The sequence below is a fragment of the Virgibacillus byunsanensis genome (assembly GCF_042675965.1).
Classification (GTDB): Bacteria; Bacillota; Bacilli; order Bacillales; family Amphibacillaceae; genus Virgibacillus_R; species Virgibacillus_R byunsanensis.
This window is the reverse complement of sequence record NZ_JBHTKJ010000028.1, coordinates 1-13332: the sequence shown is the minus strand read 5'-3', so window position 1 is coordinate 13332 and position 13332 is coordinate 1. Positions and strand designations below refer to the sequence as shown.

The 13332-nt window shown below is 33.5% G+C and carries 11 protein-coding genes and 1 pseudogene; 10 read left to right on the top strand and 2 right to left on the bottom strand.

The features are described from left to right. Positions 1 to 309: 309 nt before the first annotated feature. A complete protein-coding gene (locus ACFQ3N_RS11290; RefSeq protein WP_390362460.1) occupies positions 310 to 2088 on the bottom strand; it encodes a helix-turn-helix domain-containing protein in 1779 nt (592 codons plus the stop codon). A gap of 1229 nt (positions 2089 to 3317) precedes the next feature. On the opposite strand from ACFQ3N_RS11290, the gene ACFQ3N_RS11285 reads away from it, so the two are divergent. The 6 genes from ACFQ3N_RS11285 (at position 3318) to ACFQ3N_RS11260 (ending at position 9754) form a co-directional block, all read left to right on the top strand. After that, a complete protein-coding gene (locus ACFQ3N_RS11285) occupies positions 3318 to 4862 on the top strand; it encodes an ABC transporter substrate-binding protein (protein ID WP_390362458.1) in 1545 nt (514 codons plus the stop codon). Between the two features lie 35 nt (positions 4863 to 4897). Next, positions 4898 to 5761 carry an alpha/beta fold hydrolase gene (locus ACFQ3N_RS11280; RefSeq protein WP_390362456.1) on the top strand — a complete coding sequence of 288 codons (864 nt, stop codon included), beginning with the start codon at positions 4898 to 4900 and terminating at the stop codon, positions 5759 to 5761. 111 nt (positions 5762 to 5872) lie between these two features. Beyond that, positions 5873 to 6823, top strand: a complete 951-nt coding sequence (locus ACFQ3N_RS11275) for an ABC transporter permease (RefSeq protein ID WP_390362454.1) — start codon at positions 5873 to 5875, stop codon at positions 6821 to 6823. Positions 6824 to 6837: 14 nt separating this feature from the next. Continuing rightward, the gene (locus ACFQ3N_RS11270; RefSeq protein WP_390362452.1) at positions 6838 to 7737 is read left to right on the top strand and encodes an ABC transporter permease; all 900 of its coding nucleotides are present in this window, start codon (positions 6838 to 6840) and stop codon (positions 7735 to 7737) included. A 15-nt stretch (positions 7738 to 7752) separates the two neighbouring features. Next, positions 7753 to 8772 carry an ABC transporter ATP-binding protein gene (locus ACFQ3N_RS11265; RefSeq protein WP_390362450.1) on the top strand — a complete coding sequence of 340 codons (1020 nt, stop codon included), beginning with the start codon at positions 7753 to 7755 and terminating at the stop codon, positions 8770 to 8772. Next, positions 8753 to 9754: an ABC transporter ATP-binding protein gene (locus ACFQ3N_RS11260; protein WP_390362448.1), complete on the top strand. Its 1002-nt coding sequence runs from the start codon at positions 8753 to 8755 to the stop codon at positions 9752 to 9754. The genes ACFQ3N_RS11265 and ACFQ3N_RS11260 overlap by 20 nt, the downstream gene beginning before the upstream one ends. 791 nt (positions 9755 to 10545) lie before the next feature. On the opposite strand, the gene ACFQ3N_RS11255 is transcribed toward ACFQ3N_RS11260, so the two are convergent. Further along, a complete protein-coding gene (locus tag ACFQ3N_RS11255; RefSeq protein WP_390362446.1) occupies positions 10546 to 10695 on the bottom strand; it encodes a hypothetical protein in 150 nt (49 codons plus the stop codon). 515 nt (positions 10696 to 11210) lie between these two features. On the opposite strand from ACFQ3N_RS11255, the gene ACFQ3N_RS11250 reads away from it, so the two are divergent. From ACFQ3N_RS11250 to ACFQ3N_RS11235, 4 genes and pseudogenes are all read left to right on the top strand, one after another. Beyond that, positions 11211 to 11453 (top strand): hypothetical protein, encoded by a 243-nt coding sequence (locus tag ACFQ3N_RS11250; protein ID WP_390362444.1) that lies wholly within the window; start codon positions 11211 to 11213, stop codon positions 11451 to 11453. A gap of 463 nt (positions 11454 to 11916) precedes the next feature. Further along, a complete protein-coding gene (locus ACFQ3N_RS11245; protein WP_390362442.1) occupies positions 11917 to 12309 on the top strand; it encodes a hypothetical protein in 393 nt (130 codons plus the stop codon). Then, complete coding sequence (locus tag ACFQ3N_RS11240) at positions 12284 to 12442, top strand: hypothetical protein (RefSeq protein WP_390362440.1); 159 nt, start codon at positions 12284 to 12286, stop codon at positions 12440 to 12442. Before ACFQ3N_RS11245 ends, ACFQ3N_RS11240 begins: the two co-directional genes overlap by 26 nt. A 412-nt stretch (positions 12443 to 12854) precedes the next feature. After that, positions 12855 to 13332: pseudogene (locus ACFQ3N_RS11235) on the top strand (dipeptidase); the annotation flags it as partial.

Here is a 13332-nt window from a genome sequence, read left to right as displayed (position 1 = left end):
TCCTTTTAAGTTACAGAAAATATACCATATTTAGAAAATTGAATCTATGTCTGTATACGACAGATTTTAAGTTCTTTATTTGTCCTTAGTAGACAAATGGATGTTGTTTGGAACAAATAGGAATAATTAAAGATAATCGCACAAGTATGTCGTAATTGTCTTTAAAGCATGACAGAATATTATCGTAAACAATTATACTAGCACACGTATGTTAAATGAAAAATGAATCCTTATCTCGGATTCATTTTTCATTTAACATTTTATTTTAGTTACGAAATATAGGAGGTATATATTGTCTTATATTTTATATTATTTAAGGGTTTGATCACTTTCGTTTAAATATTCAAAGATAAAGATTGCCAATTGGAGATTAAAATAGTCTTTTCCTTTTAGAGTAGTCTTGTTTAGTATTTTTTTTATAACCTTCATCCTGTATTTCATAGTGTTTACATGAACAAAACACTTCTGCGCCGCAATTTTCATATTGTATTTACTCTCAATATAAGCTTTTAAAGTTTTAGTTAGCATTGTTTTATGTTCACTATCATAAGTTATTAGCTTACCTAATATATCATTTACGTAATCCATTAATTCTTCTGTATTTTGATTTAATAAAAGTCTATGGGCACCTAATTCTCTATAAGAACAAAACCAGTTATTATAATTCTGAGTTTTTAGATACTCTACACACCTTTTAGCGTCACGAATTGAGCTTTGAATATTGATTGATTGATGAAATAATCGCCCGACTCCCACACTAAATTCAAAGTTATTTAACTCCTTAGACTTATTCAATATTCTTTCGAAAAACTTTTCTATTTCTTCAAATACATCTTTTTCGCTAATGTAATTATCTAATACAAATAGAAATTTAAATGTTAAATTTTGTTCTAATACAAATGTTTTAAATCGTAACTGATTTAGCGCACGATAAATCAACCTTCTGAATTGATTCTTTTTTTGGTCTAAAATTGGAAATGGATCCAATTGAACTATTAGTTCTAAATTAACAAAAATGTACTGAACTTCACCTTGTATTTGTATATGGTTCTGAATGGCTATATTAAATTCCTTAAATTTGTTATCTAATAATTGTTCCAGTAAATAACTTTCATAATTAAAATCATGTGATAAAAGATCCTGATGTTTTGTCATTTCCATAGCAAATATAATAATAGTCTGATCTATCGCAGCCTGATCTAAAGAATCAAGTTTTGAATTTTCTTCAGTAAATACCATTAGCACACCAATATTAAGTTTGTCATGCTTAATTGGAAAACAATATACTTTAGTTTTCTCGTTTATAATCTCATGTGAAATATAATCTCTCTTTATTATTTCTTTTAACAAATCATAGCTATTAAACATTAGGCTCTTAGTAATATTCTTGCATTCAATTGATGAATAAGCTGCCAAGTCTAGAAATTCATTAAATATCGCTACTTTTTTATTAATAATACTTGATAAAGCACTAGTAATATCTTTAATTCCTTTTCGATTTAAAGAGACTTCCGCTAATTTGTTATGTATTTTATTTGAACGTTTGTTTATAGAAAATAATGTAGCATTTTCTATAGCTATAAGTGCTTGAGATGCAAATATTTCCAAAAGTTTTAAGTCTGTATTTGTAAAATGAACATTTTCTGAATAACTGTCTATCGTTAGAACACCTATACATTTATTTTTAGATAACAGAGGAGCACTAATGGTACTCGTTGGATACAGCATTTCACCTAAAGCCTGTTGATAAAGAAACTGATTTTTTTTGAATAAGTTTGCCATTCCAATTTCTGTATCTTGTTTTATTGTAAAAATATTAGGAGTTTTAGAAGTGAAAGTTTTTCCACTCATTCCCTCGTCAAGTTCAAGTTGAATCATTTGTAAAAAATTCATATTAAACCCCACTGCACTCTTTGGAACTAGTTTATTTATATCACTTTCATAAATAAATAATACCCCTGCATCAGCACCATCAACTACATTCATAATTTCCGTAATCAAAAGTTCTAAAACTTTATTAACATCCAAAGTAGAAGTTAAAACTTGCGCAGCATTAATGAGACTCATCAACTGATCTTCTGATTTCATTTACTTTCATCCTCGCCTAATGACTTTTAAAAGTTCTTTAAAGACAATAATAACGGTCTTTTCTATAAACTTTTAGGAAATATGTGGTATTTATTAAATGTAACTAGATGTGAATGTTACATGAAAACAAGAACATGGTATTCTCAGAAAGTTGTTTTACAAGGAGTAAATACCTTTTAACTATGAACGGCACTTCTAAAGCGCACGTTTAGATAGGGGGAATTTTAATATAATATATTTTCCTAAATTAAGAGATTCGACAAACAGACAAAAATACCTGTGGATAAAGTGATTTTGTTTCATTTAAATTTTGGAATAAAGCCTCTAGAAATATCTCAGTTTAATATAGTCTAATAAGATTTGTTATTACTTAAAAAATTTGACTAACCAAAATTAGTGAGACAATATAGATATCTATTTTAGTAATTGTATTTATAACTTAATTCCTCGGGGACAGTCTCAACCATAGCAGTTACAAAATAATCTATCTAGGATTATTTTGTAATGTAAAATAAGTTGACTATTTTTAGAAAGATTGTTAAGTTATTAAAAATCACACTATTTATATTATTTATTATTTTCCAATAAATTTTTGGGGAATGATATGAAAATATAATCGATATAGATAAAGGACATTTCTTCCATCTGACTTCCTAATTTAACTTCAACAAAAAATTGAGCAGGTTAGTCAAGGGGAGATGGAATTAGTTAACCAAGAAAAAATTCCTTTATAGATGCATTTTCTTCATTGTGTAATGTAAATATTGGGGGCTAAAACTAACAGGGAATTGAATATCAAGGGAATTGTTCGGTTTCCGGAACTTATAGGAGCAGTTGAATTGGTGAAAGACCTAGCAAGTAATTAATATCCCTTTCCCTGCAAATCAACAAGCCATTCTTAAAGTAGTTGAGCCTTAACTTGAACAAGGAGTAATATGCCGAACTGTTACCTATGAAAATTCTAATATTATCTTTTTAGACCTTACAATTACTATAAACAAATCACAAATTGATCAACTAGTTAGAAAGATTTACATCTCTGTATTATAGGTTAAAACATATTGGGAAAATTAGAATGTATCTCAAAACTACTAGTCAATTAAAACTACTTTTACAATCTTTTTAATAGAGTAATATAACATAAATACATAGGAGGTGATGCCCATTGAGGGTTCCTATTCGATTTAATATTTATCAAAAATAACAAATATTTTACTAGGGGGATAATTATGAAATTAGTCAAAATTATTTGTTTTTCATTGTTTCTTTTTGCATTAGTAGCTTGCAGTTCCGAATCATCAACTGAAACAGAAGGGGGCGGAGATCTTAATGTTGCTTACTCAGCACAACCTCCTATATTAGATCCTCATGTAACCACAGCTATAGCAACTTCGGATATAATGAGGCCTGTTTTTGAAACATTATTAACAGCTGATTCAGAATACAACATTAAGCCAATGCTTGCAGAATCCTACGAGCAAAGTGAAGATGGAAAAACAATTACTTTTAAGTTAAGAGAAGGAATTAAGTTCCATAATGGAGAGGAAATGCTAGCGGATGATGTAGTTGCTTCAATGAACAGATGGAAGGATGGACCAGGAGGAAAAGGCCAATTTACAGATACTTCATTTGAAGCGGAGGATGATTATACAGTTGTGTTAAATCTTCCAGAACCAATGGCAACAACATTAAGTGTACTTTCTATGGGGAGCGGTCCTTTTCCAGCAATCATGCCTAAAGAAGTTATTGAAAATGAAACGGAGACTGGTGTAGAAGAATATATTGGAACAGGTCCTTTTGAATTTGATGAATGGAAACAAGATCAGTATATTCAATTGACTAAATATGAAGAATATCAATCTCGTAGTGAAGAAGCAGATGGAATGTCAGGAAAAAGAGAAGCGCTTGTAGATAATATCGTTTTTAATTTTGTTTCGGACGCATCTACACGGGTTGCGGGTATTGTTTCAGGTGAATATGATCTAGCACATGCGGTTCCATTTGATAATGCTGAGCAACTAGAAGCAGATTCAAATGTTAACAATCATATTATCCCAGGTGGAACAATGGTGTTACTTACCAATAAAAAAGAAGGTATATTCACAAATGAAATTACTCGTGAAGCGGTTAGGTCTGCACTAGATATGGAAGCAGTTTTAACAGCTGGTTTTACGGATGACAAATATTATACACTTAATCATAATATGATGATGCCACATCAGGAAGTCCAATGGTTTAGTGATACTGGTAAAGAGGAGTATAATCTAAATGATACTGATAAGGCAAAGCAACTATTAGAGGAAAGTGGTTACAGTGGAGAAGAAGTAAGAATTATCACAACTAGAGATTACGAGGATCAATATAATGCGTCTATTGTTGTTCAAGAACAGCTGGAACAACTTGGAATGGTAGTAAGTTTAGAAGTTTACGATTGGCCAACACTCCTTGAAAAGAAAGAAAATGAAAGTGAATACGACATAAATATTATGGGGTTTGGTTCAATGCCTGAACCGACTTCACATCTATTTATTAGTAAAGGTCCCCATTCTGGTTGGACTGATAGTCAAGAATTTGACAGTTTAGTGCAAGAATTTAGAAGTCAACCTACTCTTGAAGATGCGAAACCTGTATATGAAGAGATACAGCAATGGAACATAGCAAATATTCCTTTTATTAAAATTGGAGATTATAACAGAGTTGTTTCGACCCGAAATAATGTAGATAACTTTCAATTTTTAGATGGACTAATACTTTGGAATGTGTCAGTAGACTAATAGATTGTGTTTTATCTTTATAAAGGAGTGATTAAATGTTTGCAAATATAAATAAAACAAGGATTTTCTTTGATATCAATGGGGCTGGTTTCGTACCAGATGGAGAAAAACTAAAGGAAAAACCAGTTTGTTTCGTTTTGCATGGTGGACCTGGTGGAACACACGCTTATTTTAAACCATATCTAGATGATTTAACTGAAGAAATTCAATTAGTATATATCGATAACAGGGGCAGTGGTTTTTCTGCGACTGGCCCACAATCAAGTTACAATTTGGAAAATAATGTTGAAGATATTGAGGAATTAAGGAAATATCTTGGCTTAGGAAAAATCTGGGTTCTTGGCCATTCATATGGCGGTACGGTTGCGATGAATTACGCACTCAAATACCAAGATAATTTGGAAGGGTTAATACTTGCTACTACTACTGCTAGTTACCGATTTATGGATAAAGCTAAAAAATTCGTTGAGAAAAATGGGACAGATGAACAAAAGAGAGTAGCTGATATCCTTTTTAATGGAGCATTTGAGTCACAGGAACAGCTTACTTACTACTTTGAAGTAATGGAACCATTGTATTCTCGTGATCACGCTTCGGCTAACAACGATCAACCTAAACTAAAAATAAATAGATCTTATGAGGCAATAAATGAAGGATTTGGTGGTTTTCTTAAAGAATTAGACATCACAGGACGACTCTCAACTATTACCGTGCCAAGCCTTGTAATTGCGGGGCGTCATGACTGGATTACACCTATAGAGGAAAGTGAAATAATAGCTAGTGAACTACCCAATAGCAAATTTCTATTATTAGAAGAAAGTAGCCATAGTGTAATGAAAGATGAAACAAATAAACTTAATAGTACTATTTTGGGATTTGTGAAAAAAACTAGAAGTTAATATAAGGTCTAGTTTATAAAAAATATACCCCATTGTTATAACAATGGGGTTAAATCAAATATGAGATATTACCACTTTCAAAGTGATGTTCCTTTAAGAGGAGGGTTTTAAATGCATATATATATATTAAAAAGGATCCTCTCGCTCATACCTGTTTTATTAATTGTCTCTGTGGTTATCTTTATGATAATTCACTTAACTCCTGGTGATCCAGCAGCAGTAATATTGGGAGAAGAGGCTACTAGTGAACAAATTGAAGCAATGCGAGAACAAATTGGACTTAACGAACCATTACTTTTACAGTATTGGAATTGGATATCTGGTGTTGTACAGGGAGATCTAGGAACCTCCTATTTTATGAAAGACTCAGTGATTAATTCAATAATGCTACATATAAAACCAACTCTATCCCTTGCACTTATTGGTGAAGCTATTGCTTTATTAATAGCTATTCCATTTGGAATTGTTGCTGCGAAGCTACGAGGTTCTACTGTTGATCAATCTATTATGGGATTTTCATTGTTAGGTCTATCTGTTCCAAGTTTCTTACTTGGGCTTTTCCTGATCTTATTGTTTGGTGTGCAATTAGGTTGGCTACCAGTTGCAGGTTATCAACCCCTAAGTAATGGAATATGGAATCATGTCCAGTATCTTATATTACCAGCAATTTCTTTGGGAGCTATTCAAGCTGCACTTATTGCACGTATGACACGTTCTTCTATGTTAGAAGTGTTGAATACTAGTTATATTAAAACAGCTGTTTCAAAAGGAGTGAAGGATCGCAATGTTATATATAAACATGCTTTACGTAATGCGTTTCTTCCTATCTTAACTGTAATTGGACAAACTTTTGGTACTTTGGTAGCTGGAGCAGTAGTTACTGAAACTATATTTAACATTCCAGGTCTAGGTCAATTGATAATTAATTCAGTTGAAAGAAGGGACTATGCAGTTATTCAGGGAGTTGTATTATTTGTTACCTTTTTATATGTCTTTATTAATCTAATAATTGACTTATTATACGGAGTTATTGATCCTCGTGTCCGATTGGAACGCAAGTAGAAAGGTGGGGGGAAATGGGCTTGATTAGGAATGAAGTAAAACTCTCCGAAGTAAAATATAATTTTAAAAAACAGCAAAGGAAATTATTTATTAATCGCCTTGTATCCAACAAGCTTATGGTTACTGGGGGTACCATACTTATCTTTTTAACTATAATGGCTCTATTGGGTCCCTTAATTGTATCCTATAATCCATATGAAATGGTAGTATCAGATAGATTACAAGGTCCAAATGCAGAACATCTATTGGGTACAGATAATTTTGGAAGAGACCTTCTTTCACGGATAGCTTACGGAGCACAAACTACACTGGGAGTTGGATTGGCTGTTGCTACCTTGTCCTCAATCTTTGGAATGATAATTGGTTTATATGCTAGTTATTATCGGTTTCTTGATCATATACTAATGCGGATAAGTGATGGCTTAATGTCAATTCCAGCCATACTACTGGCTATTGCTTTAATGGCTGCATTAGGACCAATGACCATAAATGTAATTATCGCTTTAAGTATAGTGTATACTCCTTATGTTGCTCGTGTAATAAGGTCCTCAGCTTTAGTAGTACGAGAGCAAACCTATATTGAAGCTATGGAAGCGCAAGGAGCAAGTTCGTGGAGGATCATATGGCGACATATTATGCCAAATACTATTTCTCCACTTGTAATTCAAGCTACTTTTATTTTTGCTGAAGCAATTATTGTTGAGGCAGCATTGAGTTTTTTAGGTGCTGGTGTACCTGCACCGGACCCAAGTTGGGGGAACATTTTATATGATGGAAAGATTGTAATTTTTAATGCTTGGTGGATGACCGTCTTTCCAGGTATTACTATTGCTTTATCTGTGTTAGGACTAAATTTACTAGGTGATGGTTTTCGAGACCTAATAGACCCTCACATTAAAAATACGAAAAAATAAAGGGAGGTGTTAATTATGTCTAAACAACATCTTCTGGATGTTAATGAATTAAAGACCCATTTTAAAACTGAAAGTGGGCGTGTCACTGCAGTAGATGGTGTGAGTTTTCAAGTGGATGAAGGGGAAATATTGGGAGTAGTAGGTGAATCTGGTTGTGGGAAAAGTGTAACCTCTCAATCTATACTGAGGCTATTTGATGAAAAGTATTCTGCCGAGTATGAGGGTTCAGTTTACTTCCAAGGTAAAGATTTACTGAAATGTAGCAAAAAAGAAATGCAAGGTATACGTGGAAACGAAATTGCAATGATCTTCCAAGACCCAATGAGTTCTCTAAATCCAGTTTATACAATTGGAAACCAAATTGTTGAATCTATTTTGCTACATCAGAATGTTTCAAAAAGTGAAGCATATAAAAAAGCAATTAATATGTTGAAAATTACAGGAATTCCAGCACCTGAACAGCGTATTAATGAATTTCCGCATCAGTTATCTGGTGGTATGCGACAGAGGATTATGATCGCTATGGCTCTTGCCTGTCAACCCAAGTTATTAATTGCTGATGAACCTACTACAGCATTAGATGTGACTATTCAGGCCCAAATATTGGATTTAATCGTAAGGTCAAAAAAAGAACTTGGAATGGGTGTCATATTTATAACGCACGATTTAGGAGTTGTTGCAGAGATATGTACTAGAGTCGTAGTTATGTATCTTGGTCAGATTGTTGAAGAGGCAGATATTGATACACTTTTTAATAATCCACTTCATCCTTATACCATAGGATTAATGAAATCTATACCACAACTAGATAGTAATCGTTTAGATGAATTACATGTTATTGAAGGCAGTGTTCCTTCACTAAATAATATTCCTGATGGTTGTCGCTTTGCTGATCGATGTGAATTTGCTGACGAACTGTGTAGAACAAAAGAACCTGAACTAAGGGATTATCGTAATGGTCAAAAAGTTAGATGTTGGCATGCAGAGAAAATTTCTTTAACAGAGGAGGAAAAACATGTCCCTTCAGAGCCATAAAGAACAACCCCCGTTACTAGAAGTAAATGGTTTAAGAAAATATTACTCTGTAAAAGGGAGTCTTAATATATTTGCGGGTGCAAAAGAACAAGTTAAAGCTATAGATGATGTGTCTTTAAAACTATATGAGGGAGAAACATTTGGTCTAGTTGGTGAATCAGGGTGCGGTAAAAGTACCTTGGGAAAGAGTATTTTACGTTTAACAGAACCTACTGAAGGTAAGGCTATGTATAAAAACAAAGATCTTTTTCAGCTTAATAGTAGAGAGTTAGTGAAAGTAAGAAAAGACTTGCAAATGGTTTTTCAGGATCCATATTCCTCACTAAATCCACGAAAGCGGATTGGAAATATCCTAGAAGAACCTCTTGCAATACATTCTATCGGTAACAAGAAAGAACGTACGGATAAGGTATTGGAAGTCCTGAATAAAGTAGGTATGGGAATTGATCATTATTACCGCTATCCTCATGAATTATCAGGAGGTCAGATGCAGCGTATAGGCCTAGCTAGGGCATTAGTGGTTAATCCGAAAATAATTATTTCTGATGAACCAGTATCTGCTCTTGACGTGTCAATTCAGTCTCAAATTATCAATTTATTAAGACATTTACAGCAAGATCTAAAGCTAACTTATCTATTTATAGCTCATGATATTAGCGTTGTACGTTTTATATCTGACAAAATTGGGGTTATGTATTTGGGTAAAATCGTTGAAGAAGCATCTACCGATAGCTTATTTGAAACACCTTATCACCCGTACACCAAAGCTCTGCTATCAGCTGTACCTAATCCTAAACCACGGTTCAAGAAAGAAAGGATTATATTAAAGGGGGAGATTCCGTCCCCTTTAAACCCTCCATCAGGATGTGTTTTTCATACAAGATGTCCATATGTAATGGATATATGTAAAAAGGAAATCCCAGTTAATAGAGAAATCACAAAAAATCATTACGTGGCTTGTCATTTGTTTAATGATGTTTAAGAGGCAGTAGCTAGAGGAGTTAAGGAAGTATGAAACGGTTTTAGGGGAAGTTCAAACTTCCCCTAAAACTGTTGGTAATCAGAAAGAATCAGATCAAATTATGGAAATTGATGTAATAGTACTAAAAAATAAGTTTATAAAAAATAAAATTGAAAATCTTAGTTTTAACATGACCCTGTAAATAGAATAACAATCTACAGCCAGAATGGTTCGATCATGGTGGCATGAAAAGATTGAAAACATCGAAGGGGTAAATGATTGATTGCTAAAATACCAATTGGAAAAATTATGGTGTCTCTAATTATTATTTATATACTTAATGCCTGTAGAAAAAGGCAAAGGAATTAATACTGAATTAATCGTGTTGATATTAGGAAAGAGGGAATGGCATATTCACAAATTACAATTAGTGAGGTAAGTTGTTACCGCTGTCGTAATATTCAATGCAAACCCAAAAAAATATTGTATTATACTTTTCATTTTTCATACTCTATAAGCTTATCCTTATTAAATATTCTTTGAATATTAATTAAATAATACAGCAAATGAATAACCGAATTAATATTCTTAATTTAAGGATATGTTTATTATGGAGAATAAATTTGCGAGAATTATTTTACTGAATTTTTTTAATATAGATGTGCATCTTAGTTAATTTAAATAGTTGATTTAATCTTTTTTTACACATTGCTATCATAAATAATTTAGATGGATGGAAAGGAAAATAATAGTGAAAAATAGAATTGATCCTGAAAAAGTTACTAGAGGTATTTCCACCCCTTTTTTCCCTCCTAAACCACCCGCAACAACAACCTCTTCAAAAGCGGTGCAAAGTGTTCAGGTAACTCCTTAACACTTGGAATCATTAGTTGTTTTTTTCCGTATATATTTTGCATCGTTTCACCTTTTCGTTCATCGATCTCTCCATTAGCGAGAAACATTCCGATGACATCGATGCCTTTTTTGCGTGCTTCTTATACGGCGATGTTCGTGTCGATAATTCCATTCTGATCATAATCAGCAGCGGCTGGTTCGCCGTATGAGAATACGAGCAGGAATTTGTTCTTCTCTCGTCTGGTTGCTAATTCCTTAGAAAAAAGCAGAATCTCCAACCCGAGAAGATGAACTTGCTTACAAGCACACCGTCAGCACATTCGAAACGTACAAACGAAAGCTTGCAACCACCATCGAAAAAGTATTGGAGCACAAGCGAAATGCACCACGGAAAGGTTTAGTCATCGGTCGACTTTCCAAAAAATTATTGCCCGTTATTACGGATGAAAATCCACGAATCAAAAGATATGGATGCTGCTCTCACCCCGCTTATCGACTGTTCCGCTTCCATGCACAATAAAATGGATGAAACAAAGCGAGGGATCGCGTACTATTCCATGAAGTATTAAAACAACTGAAGATCCCCCACTCCATCATTGGATTCTGGGAGGATACAAATGACGTGAAGGAAAGCTATCAACCAAACTATTTTCATGAATTTCATTCCTTCTCAGGTTCCCTCTATCAAAACACAGGAGCCAACATCATGCAGCTCGAGCCACAGGAAGATAATCGCGATGCCTTCGATTGCAACGGGATCTTTATTTTCCTCGCCATAGGCGGTTTCGTTTGTTTGTCTTGGTTCGTGCTTTTATATTTAGTATTAAAGGTCGAGTTTTTTATTCTAAAATCTACCATCATGTAAAATTTTTTTAAAAATTAAGCATTTACATAAAATTTTTTTAATATATTTATTGATTTTTTATAAAAAATGTATATAATTAAGAACAATACAAAATTAGTAGATATACCTTTCTAAATATCAAATTATTAAAGGAGCTGCAAAAAGACGGTTAAAAATTGTACACGCAGTTGGCTGATCAATTTGATGCTAGAGTTGCAACGGAGTAATTGTGTTCAACGATTAATGGACCAAGATGTTCTAAAAAATGTGTGGTGTTGTAAATCCTTCAGTTTGTAACCTTTAACTTAATTGTTGAAGTAGTTACTTCTTCAACTATAGAATTGTACCGGTATTCTATTAGAAGTACATAAATAGTCTAATACTTTTGATGCACGCAAGTAGCCATAATTTTTTTATCAAAAAAATTCAGAATATTGGTATAAACAGAATACATTTTATCTTCTGTATGCTACTAAAGTAGGAGGTGAAAATCTTAGAATTCTTTACAGGAGGAACAGAAAGTGGACAGTCTTGGTTGAAGGGTGCTCTTTATGTCTGTGTCATTTTAAATGGCATTAGAAGAGCAGATGCATGCTTGAGTGAGATTGGTAGGGAAGTTGCATTAGATGACACATTTTCTGTCTTGCAAAACTTACGCATCCTAGCTCAATTAGAAAAGCTTGGAACTTCGGTTGTTCGAGAATTTGATTCTGTTCAGTTGAGAAAGGTGCTTCAATTACCAAAAGTTTATTTACCGGTTGCTGTCGTTACCATAGTCATCCAGTTGATAAACCAGAACTTCCACCTCGGTTCTCTTATACGTACTTTGTCCATAAAGGGGGTGTTGATGATTGATAATGAAAGAAGATGTTTTTGATAGTCGTGTCAGCGATCAATCATATTCAGATCGACCTGTTGATGAAGAGACGGTTGATTTGTTACTGAAATGTGCAACAACAGCACCATCAAACAGAAATATGCCCTTGGGAATTCATTGTTGTGAGAACTGAGGAGGTGAAAGAAAAGTTAGCTCGTTGTACATATCTAGGTTATCACTCAAAGGGAGGGACCATCAAAATTGGATTAAGGATGCTACTGTAGTTTTTGTTTGTTGTGCCAACCATAAGCGCACAAAATCAAGGTATGGTGAAATGGGATATCTTGGGTCAATTATTGATGTTGCAGCAGCTACTTAAAATTTACTCGTTGCTATTGCAAATCTTGGACTCGCCAGTTGGGTAGTTGGTTTTAATGAAGAAAGATTGAAGGATCATTTGAAAATTCCTCAGGATGTAAAACCGATTGGTGTGAATTCAATAGGTTATCTGACAAGTATCAAAAAGAAAGAATCACTTGCCTATAGAAAGCGTAAAGCATGAAGAGACGTACCATAGTAAAAAAAGAGGGAAGGGAGATTATAGAATGCCAATAAAACCGAAGAAATATGATGGCTATCGTTCGTTTTCGTATCTAGAAGAGGAGAAAGACTATAAACCTTATAAACTAGCAAGGGAATATGACCGTGTTGAGCCATTTATGTATCCTGTATCTAAAGATGAGGAAGAAAAAGTAGAAAAGTTTATGGATGAAAATTTAGTTATTTCTCTTCATGAACATACTTTTGTTACACCTGATGATCTCAGTCAGATTTTTGAGTTCAGAAGGCAAGGAAGGGATTGGACCGGGTATGAGGGTCTAAGTAAATCAGGCTTAGATGTTGTTTTTGAGAACTTTATGGATGGAACAGCCTTCATTACTTCTAATGCAGGTTGGAAATGGAATGATGTTCTCCATGATTTAGGAATCCGCTACAGTGATTTTGCTCATCAGGAGTTAGTAATTCGAGCTGAGACAACTGAAGATATTTACCGAGCCAAAAAAGAAGGGAAAATTGCTTTTG

Excerpts from the sequence above, each read along its gene's own strand:
- ACFQ3N_RS11290 (WP_390362460.1), bottom strand. The coding sequence starts at position 2,088 with ATGAAATCAGAAGATCAGTTGATGAGTCTCATTAATGCTGCGCAAGTT.
- ACFQ3N_RS11285 (WP_390362458.1), top strand. The coding sequence starts at position 3,318 with ATGAAATTAGTCAAAATTATTTGTTTTTCATTGTTTCTTTTTGCATTA.
- ACFQ3N_RS11280 (WP_390362456.1), top strand. The coding sequence starts at position 4,898 with ATGTTTGCAAATATAAATAAAACAAGGATTTTCTTTGATATCAATGGG.
- ACFQ3N_RS11275 (WP_390362454.1), top strand. The coding sequence starts at position 5,873 with ATGCATATATATATATTAAAAAGGATCCTCTCGCTCATACCTGTTTTA.
- ACFQ3N_RS11270 (WP_390362452.1), top strand. The coding sequence starts at position 6,838 with ATGGGCTTGATTAGGAATGAAGTAAAACTCTCCGAAGTAAAATATAAT.
- ACFQ3N_RS11265 (WP_390362450.1), top strand. The coding sequence starts at position 7,753 with ATGTCTAAACAACATCTTCTGGATGTTAATGAATTAAAGACCCATTTT.
- ACFQ3N_RS11260 (WP_390362448.1), top strand. The coding sequence starts at position 8,753 with ATGTCCCTTCAGAGCCATAAAGAACAACCCCCGTTACTAGAAGTAAAT.
- ACFQ3N_RS11255 (WP_390362446.1), bottom strand. The coding sequence starts at position 10,695 with ATGTTTCTCGCTAATGGAGAGATCGATGAACGAAAAGGTGAAACGATG.